Source organism: Arthrobacter sp. BG5 (genome assembly GCF_056680155.1).
The window spans coordinates 1,931,603-1,943,993 of record NZ_CM155268.1; the positions used below are offsets into that span (position 1 = coordinate 1,931,603).

General features: G+C 68.7%; 13 protein-coding genes. 5 read left to right on the forward strand and 8 right to left on the reverse strand.

Going from position 1 to position 12,391, the window contains the following annotated elements:
• The first annotated feature begins 24 nt into the window (after window positions 1-24).
• Both AC1MBE_RS08900 and AC1MBE_RS08905 read left to right on the forward strand, forming a co-directional pair.
• On the forward strand, window positions 25-1,593 hold the full coding sequence (locus AC1MBE_RS08900; RefSeq protein WP_479777430.1) for an amino acid permease: 1,569 nt from the start codon (window positions 25-27) through the stop codon (window positions 1,591-1,593).
• A gap of 157 nt (window positions 1,594-1,750) precedes the next feature.
• Window positions 1,751-3,079, forward strand: coding sequence for an ATP-binding protein (locus AC1MBE_RS08905; protein ID WP_479777432.1), 1,329 nt, complete (start codon window positions 1,751-1,753; stop codon window positions 3,077-3,079).
• On the opposite strand, the gene AC1MBE_RS08910 is transcribed toward AC1MBE_RS08905, so the two are convergent.
• Window positions 3,076-3,693 carry an HD domain-containing protein gene (locus AC1MBE_RS08910; protein WP_479777434.1) on the reverse strand — a complete coding sequence of 206 codons (618 nt, stop codon included), beginning with the start codon at window positions 3,691-3,693 and terminating at the stop codon, window positions 3,076-3,078. The genes AC1MBE_RS08905 and AC1MBE_RS08910 overlap by 4 nt on opposite strands.
• Window positions 3,694-3,702: 9 nt before the next feature.
• Complete coding sequence (gene gluQRS, locus AC1MBE_RS08915) at window positions 3,703-4,599, reverse strand: tRNA glutamyl-Q(34) synthetase GluQRS (protein ID WP_479777436.1); 897 nt, start codon at window positions 4,597-4,599, stop codon at window positions 3,703-3,705.
• A 330-nt stretch (window positions 4,600-4,929) separates the two neighbouring features.
• Here gluQRS and AC1MBE_RS08920 point away from each other — a divergent pair, with 330 nt between their 5' ends.
• On the forward strand, window positions 4,930-5,388 hold the full coding sequence (locus AC1MBE_RS08920) for an Lrp/AsnC family transcriptional regulator (RefSeq protein WP_479782547.1): 459 nt from the start codon (window positions 4,930-4,932) through the stop codon (window positions 5,386-5,388).
• Window positions 5,389-5,397: 9 nt separating this feature from the next.
• On the opposite strand, the gene AC1MBE_RS08925 is transcribed toward AC1MBE_RS08920, so the two are convergent.
• Window positions 5,398-5,853: an Lrp/AsnC family transcriptional regulator gene (locus tag AC1MBE_RS08925; protein ID WP_479777438.1), complete on the reverse strand. Its 456-nt coding sequence runs from the start codon at window positions 5,851-5,853 to the stop codon at window positions 5,398-5,400.
• 105 nt (window positions 5,854-5,958) lie between these two features.
• On the opposite strand from AC1MBE_RS08925, the gene AC1MBE_RS08930 reads away from it, so the two are divergent.
• A complete protein-coding gene (locus AC1MBE_RS08930) occupies window positions 5,959-6,615 on the forward strand; it encodes a LysE family translocator (protein WP_479777440.1) in 657 nt (218 codons plus the stop codon).
• A gap of 25 nt (window positions 6,616-6,640) precedes the next feature.
• On the opposite strand, the gene AC1MBE_RS08935 is transcribed toward AC1MBE_RS08930, so the two are convergent.
• From AC1MBE_RS08935 to AC1MBE_RS08955, 5 genes are all read right to left on the reverse strand, one after another.
• Complete coding sequence (locus tag AC1MBE_RS08935; protein WP_479777442.1) at window positions 6,641-7,606, reverse strand: hypothetical protein; 966 nt, start codon at window positions 7,604-7,606, stop codon at window positions 6,641-6,643.
• 39 nt (window positions 7,607-7,645) lie between these two features.
• Window positions 7,646-8,146, reverse strand: a complete 501-nt coding sequence (locus tag AC1MBE_RS08940; protein WP_479777444.1) for a DUF456 domain-containing protein — start codon at window positions 8,144-8,146, stop codon at window positions 7,646-7,648.
• A 94-nt stretch (window positions 8,147-8,240) separates the two neighbouring features.
• Window positions 8,241-9,464: an NAD(P)-dependent malic enzyme gene (locus AC1MBE_RS08945; protein ID WP_479777446.1), complete on the reverse strand. Its 1,224-nt coding sequence runs from the start codon at window positions 9,462-9,464 to the stop codon at window positions 8,241-8,243.
• Between the two features lie 230 nt (window positions 9,465-9,694).
• Entirely contained in the window at window positions 9,695-10,282 is a 588-nt protein-coding gene (locus tag AC1MBE_RS08950; protein ID WP_479777447.1) for a TetR/AcrR family transcriptional regulator, read from the reverse strand.
• Window positions 10,283-10,410: 128 nt separating this feature from the next.
• Window positions 10,411-11,745, reverse strand: coding sequence for an MFS transporter (locus tag AC1MBE_RS08955; protein WP_479777449.1), 1,335 nt, complete (start codon window positions 11,743-11,745; stop codon window positions 10,411-10,413).
• 103 nt (window positions 11,746-11,848) lie between these two features.
• Here AC1MBE_RS08955 and rraA point away from each other — a divergent pair, with 103 nt between their 5' ends.
• Window positions 11,849-12,334 (forward strand): ribonuclease E activity regulator RraA, encoded by a 486-nt coding sequence (gene rraA / locus AC1MBE_RS08960; RefSeq protein WP_479777451.1) that lies wholly within the window; start codon window positions 11,849-11,851, stop codon window positions 12,332-12,334.
• Window positions 12,335-12,391 lie beyond the last annotated feature (57 nt).

Genomic DNA, 12,391 nt, shown 5'->3' on the forward strand with positions numbered 1-12,391 from the left:
CCCCCCAACCCCCAAAGGATCACCATGACTTATCCCGACACTGCCCGCGCCCAGAAACCGCCCGCCCCACAGGCCGCCGTCTCCGACCACACCATCCCGGCGCACGCCCACGCCTCCGAGGCCGCGCTGCACGCCGAGGACCAGGGCTACCACAAGGGCCTGAAACCCCGGCAGGTCCAGATGATCGCGATCGGCGGCGCCATCGGCACCGGCCTGTTCATGGGCGCCGGCGGCCGCCTGGCCGCCGCCGGCCCGGCCCTGATCATCAGCTACGCCCTCTGCGGCTTCTTCGCCTTCATGATCCTGCGCGCCCTCGGCGAACTGGTGATGCACCGGCCGTCCTCCGGTTCGTTCGTCTCCTACGCCCGCGAGTTCTTCGGTGAGAAGGCCGCATTCGTCACCGGCTGGCTGTACTGGCTGAACTGGGCCATGACCGCAATCGTGGACATCACCGCCGTCGCCCTCTACATGAACTTCTTCAAGAAGTACTGGGCGCCGATCGCGGACGTACCGCAGTGGACCTGGGCCCTGGCCGCCCTGATCCTGGTGCTGGGCCTGAACCTCATTAGCGTCAAGGTGTTCGGCGAGCTCGAATTCTGGTTCGCCCTGGTCAAGGTGGTGGCGCTGGTGTCCTTCCTGCTCATCGGCATCTACTTCGTCATCTTCGGCACCCCCGTCGCCGGCCAGCAGGTCGGCTTCAGCCTCATCGCGGACAACGGCGGCCTGTTCCCCAACGGCCTGCTGCCGGCCATCGTGGTGATGCAGGGCGTCGTGTTCGCCTACGCCTCGATCGAGCTGATCGGCACCGCGGCGGGCGAGACGGAAAACCCGGAAAAGATCATGCCACGGGCCATCAACACCGTAATCGTGCGCATCGCCGTGTTCTACGTCGGCTCCCTCGTGCTGCTCTCGCTGCTGCTTCCCTACAGCTCCTACAAGGCCGGCGAAAGCCCGTTCGTGACGTTCTTCGGCTCCATCGGGGTGGACGGCGTGGACGCCATCATGAACCTCGTGGTCCTGACCGCGGCATTGTCCTCGCTCAACGCCGGCCTCTACTCCACCGGCCGGATCATGCGCTCCATGTCCGTTTCGGGGTCCGCGCCGAAATTCGCCGCCCGGATGAACAAAGCCGGCGTCCCCTACGGCGGCATCGCCCTGACCGCCGGCGTGGCCGTGCTGGGCGTCATCCTCAACGCCATAGTCCCGGCCGAAGCCTTCGAGATCGTCCTGAACGTCGCATCGCTGGGCATCATCAGCACCTGGGCCATGATCGTCCTGTGCCAGATGCAGCTGGCCCGGCTTGCGGCCCGCGGGGAACTGCTCCGGCCCGCCTTCCGGATGCCCGGCGCACCTGTGACGGGCTGGATCACGCTGGCCTTCCTGCTGGCGGTGCTGGTCCTGATGGCGTTCGACTCGCCGGTGGGGACCTGGACCATCGCGTCCCTCGTCGTCATCATTCCGGCTCTGATGCTCGGCTGGCGCCTCTGCCGGCACCGCATCCTGGAGATCGCCGCGGTCCGAGACGGCTTCACCGGCCCGGCCCCGCTGGTGGCCAACCGCCCCGGCACCGGAGCCAGCGCGGACCCGCGCTAGCCCCCTGCCCTCCGGCGTCCGCGCCCCGCGGCCTGGCCCAACTGGCCGCGGGGCGGCGTAATGGAGGGCCCCGGGGCGCTCCGGTCCCGCCCGGTTCGCCTAAGCTCGGAGGAACAGTTCCACCTGGCTCAGCGACGAACCACCCGGGAGACACCACATGACCAACTGGCGCATCAGGGATTTCCATTCGGCCGACCTTGACGGGATCCTGCACCTGTGGGAATCCCTCAAGGCCACGAATGTCGAGCCGGTCTACGCCCTCTCCGAGGTCCTCGCCTCGTGCGAAAAGGACCACGCGGTCGTGGCGGTGCAGGGCGAGCAGGTGGTGGGTGCCGCCGTCGGCCGCGCCGCGCACGACCAGGGCTGGATCGTTTTCCTGGCCACGCTGCCGGAGTTCCGCGGCCGCGGAATCGGCACCTCGCTGCTGGCCTCGGTGGAAAGCCGGATGGCCCCGCACGGGCTGAACAAACTCTCCGCGCTGATGCCCGAGTCCGAAACCCGCGTCGAGGCGTTCCTGAGCCGCGGGTTCGTACTGAAGAAGAACCTGCGCTACTTCGAACGCAAAATCCCGGTCCAGCGCCAGGAACTGGAGCCGCTGAGCCAGCTGGGCGGCCGGATCCTGGCCCGCGACCTCTGGGAAAACGTCGCCGGCATGCGCAAAGAGAAGGAACTGCTGGAGCGCCGGCTCGTGCTGCCGCTGGCCGAAGCCGACCTCGCGGATGAGTACGGCGTGGTGCCGCCGCGCGCCGTCGTGCTGTTCGGGCCTCCCGGCACCGGCAAAACGACCTTCGCCAAGGCGATTGCATCCCGGCTGGAGTGGCCCTTCGTGGAGGTCTTCCCCTCCCGGCTCGCCGCTGATCCGATGGGCCTGGCCGGCGCGTTGCGCGAGACGTTCCTGGAAATCGCCGAGCTGGAACACGCCGTCGTCTTCATCGACGAGGTGGAGGAGATCGCCTCACAGCGCTCCGGCGAACCGCCGTCCCCGCTACAGGGCGTCACCAACGAGCTGCTGAAGATCATTCCGGCGTTCCGCGAACAGCCCGGCCGGCTGCTGGTCTGCGCCACCAATTTCATCCGTGCCCTGGACTCGGCGTTCCTGCGCCACGGCCGCTTCGACTACGTCATCCCGATCGGCCTGCCGGACCGCCTGGCCCGCGAGGCCATGTGGCAGCGCTTCATCCCCGCCACCGTGGTGGACGATGTGGACGTGGAGCTGCTGGTGGACCGCACCGAAGGCTTCTCCCCGGCGGACATTGAATACGCGGCCCGGAGCGCCTCCCAGCGCGCCTTGGAGAAAGCGGTGTACGACGACGGCGGGGCGGCTTCCGGGGGTGGGGCGTCCGACGGCGCTTCCCTCCGGGAGGCGGTCCGGAAGGGCCCGGCGACCCAGGACTACCTCGACGCGATCGCGGACACCCGGACCACCGTCAGCGCGGAAGTGCAGCAGGAGTTCCTGGAGGACATCGACCTGCTGGGCCGGGTCTAGCCCTCCGGGGTGCTGTCGTAGGAGAGGTTCTCGTAGTCGGTGTCGTCGGCCTCGTCGAGCATGTCATCGAGTTCCTCGAGCAGCCAGGGGTTGATCCGGGCCAGGATCTTGCGGGTCTCCTCGACCGGAACCGCGGCGTAAAGTACCGGCCGGGCGTCGTCATAGCGGGTGACCGGCGGCTTGTCCGGCCACTTTTCGGCCAGTGCCCTGACCCGTTCGGGCAGCGAGTTGTGCGCGTTGTCGGCGATCTTGACCAGGGTGGCGTCGTGGTCCTCGGCGATGTACCGGATGCCGGCCTGGTAGTCGTCCGGGTTCTCGTGCAGGCGCTTCGTGACGCGCTCGATGATGTCCACGGCCCGTTCGGAAACGCCCATCTCCAGCAGCGCCTGCCGGGTCATCGGGGTGTCCTCGGCGATGTCGTGCAGGTAGCCGGCAATCCGTATGTCGTCATCGAAGTCGGCCAGCGCATCACCGACGGCGATCACGTGCTCGCGGTACGGCCGCTTGAGCTTATCCTTCTGCCGGTTGTGGGCGACCTCGGCGAGGACCTTCGCGGTCTCGACGGTAAAGCCCGGCCGCGGGGCTTGCGCTTCCATAAATTCTGGTTCTGACATGATTCCAGCCTACGCGCCGTGTCCGCCCAGCCCGGGCCACACCCACGGCTCCCGCGGCAGAGCCGCCGGAGCAAACACCTTGAGCGCCCGGTCCAGGGAACCCGGCGGCAAACCCACCGAGACCAGCAGCGCGTCGCGCACCTGCTCAACGGTGACCCCCGCAACGGCGAGGTCCGCGAGCGTGATCGCGCCATCGCGCTTGGCCAGCCGGGCGCCGTCGGAGTTCAGCACCAGGGGCACGTGCGCATATTCCGGCACTGGAATATTCAGGAGCGAGGCGAGGTAGGCCTGCCGCGGGGTGGACGGCAACAGGTCGTCTCCGCGGACCACCTGGTCGATTCCCTGGGCGGCATCATCGACCACCACGGCCAGGTTGTATGCGGTGACCCCGTCGTTGCGGCGCAGGACAAAGTCGTCCACAACCCCGGTAAAGCTGCCGTGCAGCACATCCTGTACGGTGGCCGAGGTAACGGCGGCGCGGAGCCGGACCGCGGCCGGCCGCACGGCACGCCTGCTGGCACGCTCGGCGTCGCTGAGGTTCCGGCAGGTGCCCGGATAGGCGCCTTGCGGGGCATGCGGCGCCGACGGCGCCTCGTGGATCTCGCGGCGCGTACAGAAGCATTCGTAGGTCAGCCCTGCCGCGGTCAGGCGGTCGATCGCGGCGGCGTAGAGGTGCTCCCGGTCGGTCTGACGGACGACGCCGCCGTCCCAGTCCACGCCGATCGCCGCCAGATCGCGGAGCTGCTCCGCCTCGGCACCCGCGCGGGCGCGGTCCAGGTCCTCGACCCGCATCAGGAAGCGCCGGCCGGTGGACCGGGCAAAGAGCCACGCGAGGATGGCGGTGCGGAGATTGCCCACATGGAGTACGCCGGAGGGGCTGGGGGCGAAGCGTCCGGCTGATGTCATGGGACAAGCCTATGCCGGGGCAACACAAGAGCCCCTCAGCCACCGATGACTTCGGACAACCGACGTCGGGGGCTCAGGGGCTCTTGCCGTAATGGTGTGCGGAAAGACGATGCGTGAACAAGAGTCAATCAGCGGCGGGCTCCTGGCGGGGTGCCTCATCCAGAGTCCGGGAGGTGTTCCGGGGGATCTGTAGCCTTCGGGTGCCGGCGGTGGCCTGCATCCCTTGTTGCCACTATTTGAGCAGGAGTCATACAGTTGGTGCAACAGACACCGCGCCCACCGGTCAGACTGACCATTGCGCGCCTCGGGTATTGGCAGGAAGTGGTCAAATTGCAGCAGCTCGACGCGACGGATCGCCGGATCCTCCTGGCCCTGGACGCAGATCCCCGGGTTCCCATCATGGTGCTCGCCCAGAAACTCGGCCTGGCCCGCGGCACGGTGCAGTCCCGCCTCGAGCGGATGACGGCGTCGGGCGCGCTCCGCCCGAACAGCAGCCGGGTGCTGCCCTCCGCACTGGGTCGCGGAGTGGCCGCGGCGGTGAGCGCAGAACTGGACCAGAGCCACCTGGATGAGGCGATCGCCGCGCTGCGGAACATCCCGGAGGTGCTGGAGTGCCACGCGCCCGCCGGCGACACCGACCTGCTGATCCGGGTGGTGGCAACGAGCCCCGACGATCTCTACCGGGTTTCCGAGGAAATCCGGCTGTGCCCGGGGATTGTGCGGACGTCCACAAGCATGTTCCTGCGCGAGGTCATCCCGTACCGGACCACGGGCCTGCTGGAAGGCTAACCTCCCGGATCAGACCGGCGGACCGGTATTTGCCTTTAGGTTCTTCATGACCAGCGTCGAGGTCAGCCGCTCCACCCCGGGCAGCGAGGTCAGTTCGGCATCGTAGAAACGCTGGTACGCCGGCAGGTCCTCTGCAATGACCTTGAGCAGGTAGTCCGGTTCGCCGAACAGCCGCTGGGCTTCAACAATGTTCGGGTTCTCCGCCACGCGGTTCTCGAAGATCTCCATCGTGGCTCGGTCGACCTGCCGCAGCGTCACAAAGACGATCGCCTCGAAGCCAAGGCCGACGGCGGCGGGGTCAATGTCGGCTCGGTAGCCGCGGATCACGCCCGAGGCCTCCAGCTCGCGGAGCCTGCGGTGGCACGGGGCAACGGTCAGACCGACCTTTGCCGCGAGCGCCGTGGCAGTCATCCTGCCGTCCTCCCGGAGGTGGCGCAAGATATTTCTATCAACATGGTCGATCACGCAATAAGCTTACCGTCGACGCGGCTATCCGGGCGAAATCAGTAAACACTTATGGCCCGGAAATTCCTAGGCTTGCTTCTGTAGCCCCCGCGTCAGGAGACCGCCATGAACCCCCAGCTCTTTCTCGCTTTCGTCGGCGTCGCCGTGGCACTCGCCTGCACGCCGGGGGTGGACTGGGCCTACTCCATCGCCGCGGGGCTCAGGGACCGCAGCTTCGTGCCGGCCGTTGCCGGGTTGTGCGGCGGGTACGTGGTGCACACGGCGCTGCTGGCCGCCGGGCTGGCCGCCGTGATCACCGGCCTGCCCGGGCTCCTCGGGTGGCTCACCGTGGCGGGAGCGGCGTATCTGTTGTGGCTGGGCGTCAGTACAGTGCGTTCGTGGCGGGGCGCCAGCTTCGGCGGGCAGTCTGCCGCGGGGCCGCAACCGGCGGCCAATCAGTTCCGGGTGTTCCTGCAGGGCATGGGCACCAGCGGCATCAATCCGAAGGGGCTGCTCTTCTTCGTTGCCCTGGTCCCGCAGTTCGTCAGCCCGGACGCCGCTCTTCCGGTGCCCCTGCAGTCCGGCCTGCTCGGCCTCACCTTCGTCCTGCTGGTGGCCGTCATCTACAGCTGCGTGGCGCTGCTGTCCCGGAGGCTCCTGCACTCCCGGCCCGGCGCCGCCCGGCGGGTCACCTTGGCGAGCGGAATCATCATGGTGGCATTGGGCCTGGTGCTGCTGGCGGAGCAGCTGGCGCCGCTGGTCGCGCGGACCGCCTGGCAGTAGCCCCTAGGCGTCCGCCGGAACGGGTTCATTCCCCGTTCAACTGCTTCCATTCCTGTTCCCAGAGCCTGCGTTCTTCCACGTCCCTGCGGATGACTTCGAAGGTTTCGAGCTGGGCAGGCCGCCCGCGCAGCCAGTCGCGCGGATTAAGTGATTTGCGCCCGTTATCCAGGAGCAGCAAGGCGCGGTCAGTCAAGGCATCGTTACGGAGCGCCACGTGCCTCTTCCGCCGCCGGAGAACCTCCTTCAGCGCTGCCTGGGAGGCCGTCGCCGCACCAAGGCGGCGCAGTGACCGGGCGCGGATCAGCAGCAGCGCGGCCGAGAGGTCATCGGCATTCAGCAGCCCCTCCGTCCAGAGCATCACTTCTTTGTCCCGGCCCATCGAGAATGCCACAGAGCACCGGGCCAGGGCCGCGGGCAGCGACGGCGGAAGCGAGGTTGCGGTTTGCAGTGCTGCCTCGAGGTGGCCTGTCTCCCTAAGGGAGTGCGAAAGCGCCAGGAACACCGCTTCCTCGCTAAAGAGCACTGGAACCTCGATGCGCTCGGCTACTTCGACCCGGGTGACCACACGGGTCAGATAGCCGGACGCGAACTGATTGGCATCGTCGTCGTTCCCGGTGGTGAGTCCGCGCTGGAGGAGCTCCGAAGCCCGCAGGTAGCCGCCCTGCTTGTGCGCCAGCAGCCCGGCCAGCACATAGCAAACCCCAGCCCACCCGGGGTAAGCACGGCCCAAGGCGATCAGCCGGTTGGGGTCGGTGTTGTGGAAGGTCGCCTCATACACCGCCTTGGCCGCCTTCCCGGGCATCCGCTTAAGCCGGGGGGCGGCGCCGTCCACGCTGAGCAGCGCACCGTTCCGGCCGCCAAGGGCCGTGTGCAGGACGCCGCCGACGCCGTCCGCGATGTCCCGCACCGGGGTGCGGACCTGCGGGCCGCCGAACGGGGTGAGGTCGCGGGTGTCGCGATAGATGGGTCCTTGGGACTGTCCGGCGCTCATTCTTCCATGCTAATAGTGCGCCTTTGGCGGGTGGACGGGCTAACTGGCCGCCGCCACCCACACGCCGATCACCCAGGTACTCGCGGCCAGGCAGGCCAGCACGAACTCGGCGATCATCCCCAGGCCCGTGGCCTTCAGCGCGGCCCAGCTGGAGGCCACGGCCGTGTGCCAGACGCGGGTGCGGTGGATTTCGCTGAGCAGCAGGCCCGCCGCGAAGCCAAGAAACAACCCCACCACGGGGATGAGGAACATGCCCACGACGCCGAGGACCAGGCCGGTCACGACCGAACGGCCGGGGATGCTGTGCTGCTTGAGCTTCCGGCCGGTCAGCACGGCGGAGGCCGCCATCCCGGCCAGGACCAGCACCAGCCCGATCCCGAAGACCACCCAGCCGGTAGTTCCGGCACCTCCCCAGAGGGCCCACGCCAGCAGGCTGAGGCCGATCAGGATGCTTCCGGGCAGGACGGGGATGATGATGCCTGCCACGCCCACCAGGATTGCCAAGCCGCAGAGGATGGTCACGACGATTTCGGGGTTCATCGCCCCAGTCTATGGGCCGGGCGGCTGCCCGGCCCCGGGGCCGGGCCGGGCCGGGCGCCGTCGTTGGCACCCACCCGGCCCGGGCCGGGCGCCGTTACTCCGCCTCCACCGCTGCGGCGACGGCGGCCGAGACGGCTGGGGCGACGCGCGGGTCCAGCGGGCTCGGCACGATGTAGTCGGCCGAGAGGTCGTTCTCAGCCAGTTCGGCAATGGCGCGGGCCGCCGCGAGCTTCATCGCCGGAGTGATCCGGCGGGCGCCGGCGTCGAGGGCGCCGCGGAAGATGCCCGGGAACGCCAGCACGTTGTTGATCTGGTTCGGGAAGTCGCTGCGGCCGGTGGCGACGACGGCCGCGTACTTGGAGGCGACCTCCGGCAGGACTTCGGGGTCCGGGTTGGAGAGGGCAAAGACGATCGCGCTGTGGTTCATCAGTTTCAGGTGCTCCTCGTCCAGCCGGGAGGAGGAGACACCGATGAAGACGTCCGCGCCGAGCAGGGCCTCGCCGGGACCGCCAGCCACGCCGCGGGGGTTGCTGCGCGCGGCGAGCTGGGCCTTCTTGCTGGCCGGCTCCGCGGCAATGTCCGCGCGGTCCCGGTTGATGACACCGCGGGAGTCCAGCAGCACGACGTCGTCGATTCCGGCGGCCAGCAGGATTTCGGCGACGGCGATCCCGGCGGCGCCGGCGCCGGAAACCACCACGCGGAGCCCCTCGAGCTCGCGGGCCGTCACCTTCGCGGCACCGGTCAGTGCGGCGAGGACGACGACGGCGGTGCCGTGCTGGTCATCGTGCATGACCGGGCAGTCGAGGGCTTCGATCAGCTTTTCCTCGAGTTCGAAGCAGCGCGGCGCCGAAACGTCCTCGAGGTTGATCGCGCCGAAGCTGGGCCGCAGCCGGACCAGCGTCTCGACAATTTCGTCGACGTCGGTGGTGTTGAGGACCAGCGGGATGGAGTCAAGGTCGCCGAACGCCTTGAAGAGCGCGGACTTGCCTTCCATGACGGGCAGCGAGGCGCTGGCGCCGATGTCGCCCAGGCCCAGCACGGCGGTGCCGTCACTGACCACGACCACGAGGCGCTGTGCCCAGGTGAGCGTCTTGGCGAGTTCCGGGTTGGCGGCGATGGCGCGGCTGACCTGCGCGACTCCGGGCGTGTAGGCGATGGACAGGTCGCGCTTGCTGGCGAGCGGGACGGTGCTGGCGATTGAGAGCTTGCCGCCCTGGTGGGAGGCGAAGATCTCCTCGTCGCTGAGCGCTGTTACCGGCGCCTCTGCGGCTCCGCTGGCGGAAGTGGGATTGGCGGGAATGATCGTTTCAATGGACACGTCGTTGTCTCCTGGGGCTCACCGTGGGCGTACGGCACTTGGCTGCTGGGGCACAGGGGTGCCCAAGATGGTCTGGGAGGGAACTTCCGGGGCGGGCCCGGGGGTGGCGGGCCTGCGGTGAAGCTCCCGGAAGTGCTGGCGCTGGCGCCGCTCCGGTTCTGCCATCGTAAACAATGCCGTTCCCGCTACGGGATTCGGGCGGACATATTCGGGTAACTGGTCTAGACCGGCTACGCGGGTTCGCGCCCCCGGGCCAGCAGCGAGCAGGCCTTCTTCAGGTCTTCCTCGGCTTCGAAGAGTGACAGCCGGCGGCAGCGGACGGACTGAACCAGGCCGGTGACGGTCAGCAGCAGGACCCTGGCGACGGCGGTGTCGCCGCTGGCCTCCGTCACCGCTTTCTCCGCCGTCGCGTCGATGTCCCGGAGCAGGTGCGTGGTGTCCGTGTCCTTGGCATACACCGCGCGGTTCAGGCATTGCTCCACCCCGGGCTGCATGAGGCGCATGTGGAAGATTTCCATCACCACACCCACGAGGGCGTGCACCGGGATGCTGGCGCCGGCCGGCCGGTCGCCGCGATGCAGCTCGCCGAGCTGCTTGCGGTAGAGGGCCAGCATCAACTGCGTCGAGGAGGGGAAATAGCGGTACAGGGTGCCCAGCGGCACGTCCGCCTTGGCCGCCACCTCGGAGAGGACCACGGAGTCGATCCCCTTGCGGGCAAAGCCGGCTGCGGCGTCGAGAATCCGGGCATACCGCCGTCGCTGCCGGGGCAGCGTGGGCGGCGGGGCCATTGGCGGAAGATCCGAAGGGAATTCAGGCATCAGCAGCGTTCCGGGGTCGTTTTTCTCGGCAACCGGGGGGGTTAGTCCACAGCGCTGCCGCGGCAATCCCGTCCACTATACGGCACCGCACCGGGCGGTTTGCCAGTCAAACGGGTGCCCTGGACGGCCTAGTCCACGCCCTTGATCTTGACCACGAAAACCGCGCCCAGCAGGCCGATCACCGCGGCCGCGACGTACAGCGAAACGTACCCGCCCCACAGGGCCACGAAGGGGTAGGCGATGAGGGGCGCGATCACCTGCGGCAGCGAATTGGCGATGTTGATGACCCCCAGGTCTTTGCCCCGGCTCAGGGCGGTGGGCAGCACCTGGGTAATCAGGGCGAAGTCCACGGCCAGGTAGGAACCAAAGCCGATGCCCAGCACGGCTGCCCCCACCAGGGCGCCGGGCCAGGTCGGCGCGAAGGCCAGGATCAGTGCCGCCAGCGCGATGATGACCGAAGAAAGGATCACGAGGGGTTTGCGCCGGCCCATCCGGTCACTGATCGGGCCCCCGATCACACTGGTAATGATGACCATGACCGCGTACAGGCCGGTCAGGATCAGGACGCCGAACTCCGCCTTCATGCCCTGCGTCTCGGGCAGCCGCACGGCATCGGTGAGGAAGAACAGCAGATACAGCGTCACCATGTGGTTGCCGATGTTCACGAGCAGGCGGGTCAGCCACGCCCAGGCGAAATCCGGGTACCGGGCCGGGGAGATCCAGAAGCTGCGGGCAAACTCGCCCAGCCGGAACGGCGGCCGCCCGTGCCGCGGCAGCGCGACGTCGTCGTTCTTAAAGAAGTACAGCACGACGCCGGCCAGCAGCGCCGCGGCGCAGAACGCGTAGCCAAGCGCGAAGTTACCGGAGACGACGGCGGCGATGACCGCGCCGATCAGGATGCCCACGGTCTGGCCCATCGCTGCCAGTCCGCCGACGGTGCCGCGCTGCGGCACCGGCACCCGGTCCGGGATCGCGGCGGTGATGGCGGCATAGGCGCCGTTGCAGCCCGCCTGCACGAGGCACCAGAGAACGGTCATCACGGCGACGTTCGGGGCGCCGGCGAGGGCGGTCAGCGCGGCTGCGCCGAGGATGGCGCCGAAGAGCACCCACGGCACCCGGCGGCCGCGGCGCGCGGTGGTCCGGTCGCTGAACGCGCCGAACAGGGGGTTGGCCACCAGCGAGACGGCCGCTCCCGCCCCGGTCACGAGGGCCAGGATGGCTTCCTTTTCCCCCTCGTTGAAGGCTGCCGCCTGCTGGCCGAGCAGCACCTGGAGCGGGCCGAAGAACGCCGCGTTGATGCCCACGTTGACCAGGACCACTCCCGCGGCCCAGGCCGGGCCGACACGCCGCTCCGGCTCGGCGAACGCCCCCGCGGCGGGTGGCCCCGCGGCAGCGCGTTGGCCGGCAGCGCCGTCGCCGGCAGCGGAGGACGGAACGGCGCCGGGCAGATCGGACAGACTCATGTGGTTCCCCCCGGAACTGATGACTGAAGCTGATGATCAGTGTGGGCCCAGACTATCGTGGGCTTCAACGCTCATCAGCTATTTGCCATCAGGAGGAAAAACCATGCCAGATACCCCCTCAAACCCCGTCAACACCGCCGACCTCTACGACGAGCGGGGCGAAGAGCTGGACTCTCTCTCCCTGCAGTTCCAGTCGCTGGGCGGCCACACGCACTTCAGCGGCCCGGTCCGGACAGTCCGCTGCCTGGAGGACAACGCCCTGGTCAAGGCGACCCTGGCCACGCCGGGGAACGGCGCCGTCCTGGTGGTCGACGGCGGCGGTTCGCTGCGCACGGCGCTGATGGGTGACCTGATCGCGGCGAGCGCCGTGGACAACGGCTGGGCCGGCGTCGTGATTAACGGCGCAATCCGGGACCGGGTGGCGGTCGCCGGGCTGCCGCTCGGGGTGAAGGCCCTTGGCAGCAATCCGCGCAAGAGCGCCAAGGACGGTGCCGGGGAGACCGACGTGGAGCTGGAAATCGACGGTGTGGCCATCCGGCCGGGCCAGCTGATCTGGTGCGACCCGGACGGGATCCTGCTGGAACGCTGAACGGCGTCTGCCGCCGGCGCCGGTCCGCCGTCGGTCTGGCGCCGGGGGCGGCCGACG

Bases quoted from the DNA above. Each gene is read 5' to 3' on its own strand.
- gluQRS (WP_479777436.1), bottom strand. From the start codon at position 4,599: ATGACATCAGCCGGACGCTTCGCCCCCAGCCCCTCCGGCGTACTCCAT.
- AC1MBE_RS08940 (WP_479777444.1), bottom strand. From the start codon at position 8,146: ATGAACCCCGAAATCGTCGTGACCATCCTCTGCGGCTTGGCAATCCTG.
- AC1MBE_RS08955 (WP_479777449.1), bottom strand. From the start codon at position 11,745: ATGAGTCTGTCCGATCTGCCCGGCGCCGTTCCGTCCTCCGCTGCCGGC.
- AC1MBE_RS08935 (WP_479777442.1), bottom strand. From the start codon at position 7,606: ATGAGCGCCGGACAGTCCCAAGGACCCATCTATCGCGACACCCGCGAC.
- AC1MBE_RS08930 (WP_479777440.1), top strand. From the start codon at position 5,959: ATGAACCCCCAGCTCTTTCTCGCTTTCGTCGGCGTCGCCGTGGCACTC.
- AC1MBE_RS08905 (WP_479777432.1), top strand. From the start codon at position 1,751: ATGACCAACTGGCGCATCAGGGATTTCCATTCGGCCGACCTTGACGGG.
- AC1MBE_RS08910 (WP_479777434.1), bottom strand. From the start codon at position 3,693: ATGTCAGAACCAGAATTTATGGAAGCGCAAGCCCCGCGGCCGGGCTTT.
- AC1MBE_RS08950 (WP_479777447.1), bottom strand. From the start codon at position 10,282: ATGCCTGAATTCCCTTCGGATCTTCCGCCAATGGCCCCGCCGCCCACG.
- AC1MBE_RS08900 (WP_479777430.1), top strand. From the start codon at position 25: ATGACTTATCCCGACACTGCCCGCGCCCAGAAACCGCCCGCCCCACAG.
- rraA (WP_479777451.1), top strand. From the start codon at position 11,849: ATGCCAGATACCCCCTCAAACCCCGTCAACACCGCCGACCTCTACGAC.